The organism is Flavihumibacter sp. CACIAM 22H1 (genome assembly GCF_001601815.1).
Classification (GTDB): Bacteria; Bacteroidota; Bacteroidia; order Chitinophagales; family Chitinophagaceae; genus Flavihumibacter.
Window position 1 is genome coordinate 13,481 of sequence record NZ_LUKG01000006.1, and the last position, 4,532, is coordinate 18,012.

Sequence of the window (4,532 nt, forward strand, 5' to 3'; positions counted from 1 at the left end):
CGGTTTACGGACATTTCTTGATTCACCACAATGCCGGTAACTTCCTGCCGCTGGCTCTGCTGCATGATCCTTATTTTCTCCGGATGTAAAATAAATCCTTCTTCTGACAGTATTTTTTTGATTTGCCAGACTATACGGGTGGCCGTATTGTGCGCGAAAGATCCGCTTATGGTTATGTCATCTGCATAACGGGTATAGGTACCATTGAACTTATTGGCTACCCCTACTAAACGTTTATCAAGTCGATAGCAGAGAATATTGGTAATAGCCGGACTGCTAGGGGCACCCTGCGGTAAAACCCGTTCGCCTTTTTGAACGAAATATTTTTTCCCATCCAGCTCTACCTGCTCTGTGGGTGCTTCGGTACAGAGCAGGGCCAGAATAGTGGCTATTTTATCAGAATAGCCTAAGTTTTTAAATAGGGCGCGTACTCTCCTGAAGCTGATAGAAGGAAAAAAGTCTTTTATATCCATATTAATGACCACCTGCTTTCCTGTATGAGGCCAGGCATTGGAAACAATACTTTTTGTAGGTACAAATCCATTAGCTGATGTATGAAGTGGAATTTTATACAAAATAGTTTGCAGGATCCAATGCTGGGCCTTTTTGAGCCGGGGCATGGGCGCCGAAATCAGGCGTTTGCCGCCAGATTTTTTGGGCAGGTAGAATTTTTGGTAATGAGTAAGTTCGGATACCCGTCTGGAGAAAGCGAGAAAAGCCAGTTCTTTTACCGTACAATTCATTGCAAGCGCAAGTTGCTGTTCGTTTTCAAAAACAGGTAGTGCTTTTTGGTTTAATAAGGGGTGGTTGTTTTCGGCGTAATGCAAGCCTGCAGAAACCTCTTCTCCCAGGTAAAAAATTTCTGTTTCCTGTTTTTTTCTCCAGGCGGTAGTTTTTTCGAATCGTTCTTTTTCTTTCTTCTTCTTGTTGTCTTCTCTTTTCAGTTTGGTTGCTTCCATGCGTTTCAGGCGCATTTCTTTCAGGAGAGCTTCCCGGTTCTGAAATTTTTGTTTTTCTGCCAGCAAGGCATTTAATTCCTTATGAAGGTTGGATTCTTTTTTTATCAGTAACTCGGGCAGGGTAGGGGAGGATTCGTTTTTATTCCAGAATCCTAGGCGCTTCATTTCTTCCAGTATATATTCATCTCTAGAACTTTCCCTGATCCGATCATAGATCTGTTGGCGGGTGAGGTGGTTATCTGCCATTTGCTTGGATAGAAGGCTGTTTTAAAATAACAGAGAGCGGCGGCCCTTCGTGCCTGCCCAGACCAGATTGATCAACGCAAGGCATATATGTACCTATGTACTATTATGGCACATAGTGCCTGTACTGAAAATAGTACATAGGTACATATATGCCATAGTAAAGATCACATTTGGTGATGCATGTACTGGTCATGCTGTATGAACGACGAAACATCGTTCTTTCCTTTCGGAAGCAAGGTGCTGCGCCAGCTCTCTGTCAAAGAATCTAAAACAAGGTTAACAAAAATAGTTGTAAGTTTTTAATTATTTAAGTTATGCCAGCTCTTTTAATTGAATCCTTTTTTGATTATAGGATTGTCTGATTGCCAGCATATGTTCACAGGGGCCTTTATAAAGTTTATGTTCAGTATAGAAACTACAATCGCAACTGGCAGTCTGAAGTTTTTCGTCTGCATCTATGACCAGTTTTGCATGGTAGGTTCTTTTTTTTGATCGTACAGTTCCGGTCAGGTGATGTTGGTTGTTGTCTGTTTTAACCGACTGGTGATGAATTTCTGCAGTTTTCAGCAAAGTGGCGGCTAATTCTTCTCTCGGGTTTAGAAAGCGGAGCTGCTCAACAGGTAAAGGATCTTGGCTTAATTCGCGCAACTGGTAACAGGTATGTTCAAGGTCATAAATTACCCTGCCAGCCTGTGTGTATGCGCTCAGGGCGCCTGCAACTTCGGCCCTGGAAAGGGACAGTGTTTTGGCAATGCCCTCAACCGATCCCCGCCAATCCTTTTTGAGAGCAGCAAATACTTGCTGTTTTACAAACTCTGTAACTTCCATTCTTGGCGCCAGGAGGTCGAAATTGCCTGCATGGCTCCAATCGTTGCTGGTCCACCCGCTTAAGCCCAAGGTAAAGCTCATATCGTACAAATCAGCCACATAAAAAGCCGGTAAGCCGGTACCCATCAGATATACCGTAAATTTTTTTGCTATCGGAAGTAGGCGCTCCAATAAAACCAACCGTCTTCTTCCCCAGGTGCGGATTTCCTGTTTACTGTTTCCCGTGTAAATGCTTCTGTGACAGGTGATTTCTTTCCCCCAGGGTTCCAATACCAGTTTAATGGGTTCTCCCGGCGTTAACAGATAGCGAAGGGCGCGGGGCCCCCTTGTTTCTTTAAATCTTCTTAAGAGCAGGCAGATGTTGTAGATATCCATTGGATGGAGATCAAACTGAATGCCTGGCATGGTCATGGCACTGCTTACTTGCAGAAAGCCCCTTACCCAGCTTTCAGGCAGATCAATTTTTACTTCCTTATAGCGCTCTTCGTCTGTGGTTTCAATACTAAATCCGGATGGGTCGATCTTAAGTTCTGTTTCTTTATAGTTGCGGATTTTCTGAAATTCCTGGTAAAGGCTGGCTGAATAATCAATATTGGTGGTGCCGCACTTAAAATCATCCAGTTGGTCAAATACATTGTAGTTGCAGGAAAGTTTTCCATAGGTAGATTCATCTTCACTAAAACATTCAAAAAACAACTGATCCGGATGAATGGTGATCACTGGGTCCAGTACATACCAGGCTTCCCTGTTTTTATCATACAGGTAATCGAAATACGCGCGTTTTGCTTTATCAAAAGGTGCCAGTAATTGTTGTTTTTGCACCATTACCTCTTTCAGGTCTTTTCTGATTTGCTCAATTTTTTCGTTGGTTTGATCCAGGTTAAAGCCCACCATATATTCTCCCAGGAACAGGGCTTCGTTTTGTGCAACCCATTCTTTATAGGCAATCTTATCTTTGGGTTTGAATCGAAAATCGCTTATAACTACATCATTTAATGCAGAAATGGCTTCCCTGAAAGCAATTTTTTTGTTGAGTTTGCCTACAAACCAGGTGCTTTCCCGAAGGGTGTCCGGAGCAAAACTAAGTCCGGTTAAATGCGCAGTACTGGTTACGGAAGAAGAGCCTGCAAATCGATACTTGAATAACATAGGAAGAGGTTTAAGGGGTTGCCGTTTTTTCTGTGAGGGGAATAACTTTTAAGGGGGTTTCAATAGCATAGATGGCTTGCAGACGCGTTAACAGTTCAATACAGCGGGCCCTGTCTTCTACGGCTGCTGTGGCAGAAACATCGGTGACGATGGCTGCTACAAACGCTGCTGCTTCTGCCGATTGCAGGCCTTCCCTTGTTAGAAAATTCAATACCCTGTTCTTGGCTATCCTGCCTTTATTTACCCGGGTTAGCACCGACCGGAAATAAAATTCCAATTCCCGGATCTTTGACAGGTCATTTGCTGCATAATTTTCGAGATAATTGGTTACAAATAATTGCATTTTTTCTCGCGGATGCTGGCTTAGTTGTAACAGGTACTGTTCTCCGTTTTCGGATTGAAAGTGGGTAGTGATCAGTTCTCTTGCATAAGCTTCTGTTTCTTCATTGGTTGAATCAGCCAGGGAAATAAGCAGGTCCGGATCCCAGTCATTTGTACGGAAGATCCGTCGAAAATATTGCCGCGCAAATTCACGGGAGTCTTTCCATTTGCTGTTAAGGAGTGCTACGGCCGATTCTTTTTCAAAGGTAATCCGTGCCGCCTCTTTTTCAAAGAATGCCCAGCACCATTCCCGAACATAGAGGTTTTCATGCGATCCCATCTGAACAACCTGGGCTATACTCAAGGTTGCCGGGCGGCGATATTTTTCCAATAAGTGCAAGCCCGTTTGCTGCGCGGCAGGATACTTGGCATAGAGCAACTTAAGCGCAGTTTCCTGATTAGCATTGGGTAGGTATGTACTCAATTCACTACAAAGTAGTTCACTAATATCCTGGTGAATGCCTTCGCTTTTTTCTTTACGTAATAATAAAGGCAGTAATGCAGAAACTGCTTCGTTGCCAAAATCCGGATCCGCTGCTGCCAGTTTTTGAAGGGCCGGGCGCACGGATCGACGGATATCGCCATATACCGACAGGCAGGCAGCCAGTAGGGTCTTTTCTATTTTTTTAAGTGCAGGAACAGAAAGCTTGTTTACCAGCTTCATTCCTTCCATGCGTACAGGTTCATACCCATGCTGAATAAGTTCGGTTATAAATGTCTCCGGTAACTGATCTGCTGAAGTATCTTTTTGTTGCAGTTTAAGCACCTGTAAACCAAATAATAAAATTTCCGGCACCGGGTGTTGGAGCAGATCTGCAAGAACTCCGCTGCTTACCTGGGCTAATTGATGCTGACAAAGATCAAGCAGGTAATCTGTTCCATCTTTTAGTACCATACCGGGAAGCGCTGTGCTTTCTTTACAGGAAACTAAATAAGCAATGGCTTTTACCGCCAGTAGTTCCTTGGTAG

Annotated in this window: 3 protein-coding genes; all 3 read right to left on the reverse strand. The window is 43.6% G+C overall.

Annotated features, from left to right (window positions below; all coding sequences use genetic code 11):
• Nucleotides 1-1,205: reverse transcriptase family protein (locus tag A1D16_RS03020; RefSeq protein WP_290707684.1), on the reverse strand; the 1,205-nt coding region annotated here is incomplete at its 3' end.
• 312 nt (nucleotides 1,206-1,517) lie between these two features.
• Nucleotides 1,518-3,182, reverse strand: a complete 1,665-nt coding sequence (locus A1D16_RS03025; RefSeq protein WP_290707686.1) for an SWIM zinc finger family protein — start codon at nucleotides 3,180-3,182, stop codon at nucleotides 1,518-1,520.
• A 10-nt stretch (nucleotides 3,183-3,192) separates the two neighbouring features.
• Nucleotides 3,193-4,532, reverse strand: a 1,340-nt coding sequence (locus tag A1D16_RS03030; protein ID WP_290707688.1) for a hypothetical protein, incomplete at its 5' end; no start/stop codon positions are given.